A 1,070-nucleotide genomic window follows, 5' to 3' on the forward strand; every position below is an offset into this window, starting at 1 on the left:
TTATGAAGATAAAGTTCAGATCTATGAACTTAGAAAACAAGGATATAGCTTAGAGAAGCTTTCAAATAAATTTGGGATAAACAATTCTAATCTTAGATACATGATTAAATTGATTGATCGTTACGGAATGGAGTTCGTCAAAAAAGGAAAAAATTATTACTATTCCCCTGAATTAAAACAAGAAATGGTTGAGAAAGTTCTGTTGGAAGGACGTTCGCAAAGAAGTGTTAGTCTTGATTATGCTCTCCCAAACCAAGGAATGCTTCCAAATTGGCTGGCGCAATACAAGAAAAACGGGTATACTATTGTTGAGAAAACAAGAAGGAGAGTACCTAAAATGGGACGTAAACGGAAGAAAACTTGGGAAGAAATGACAGAACTAGAGCGACTTCAAGAGGAGAATGAACGCTTACGGACTGAGGTGGCTTACCTAAAAAAGTTAAAAGAGTTAGAGGAAAGGGACGAAGCCCTAGAGCGAGAAAGGCAGAGACAGTTAGAGAAATGGTTTCAGGAGGATTTCGACTAGATTTTCTTCTTGAAACAGCACGTTTAGCTCGTTCGACTTACTATTATCAGTTGAAGCAACTGGATGGGTTTGATAAAGATAAAGAGCTTAAAACCGAAATTCAGTCAGTTTATAGTGAGCATAAAGGAAATTATGGTTATCGCCGAATGACTCTTGAATTGAGGAATCGTGGTCATATAGTAAACCATAAGAAGGTCCAACGTCTGATGAAAATCCTTGGTTTAAGTGCTCGAATTCGTCGAAAACGGAAGTATTCTTCCTACCAAGGAGAGATTGGCAATAAAGCAGAGAATCTTATTCAGCGCCAATTTGAAGCAGCCAAACCAATGGAAAAGTGCTATACGGATGTGACAGAGTTTGCCATTCCAAATAGCACACAGAAATTGTATTTATCGCCTGTTTTAGATGGCTTTAATAGCGAAATTATCGCCTATAATCTTTCTTGTTCTCCTAATTTAGAACAAGTGAAAGCTATGCTGGAGCAGGCCTTTACAGAGAAATACTATGAGAATACGAGTCTCCATAGTGATCAAGGATGGCAATA

General features: G+C 37.8%; 1 pseudogene. It reads left to right on the forward strand.

Annotation, left to right across the window (positions count from 1 at the left end):
* A pseudogene (locus BLS46_RS09775) lies at positions 1-1,070 on the forward strand (IS3 family transposase); the annotation flags it as partial.

Origin of the sequence: Streptococcus sp. NLAE-zl-C503 (assembly GCF_900104285.1) — a bacterium.
Lineage (GTDB): Bacteria > Bacillota > Bacilli > Lactobacillales > Streptococcaceae > Streptococcus.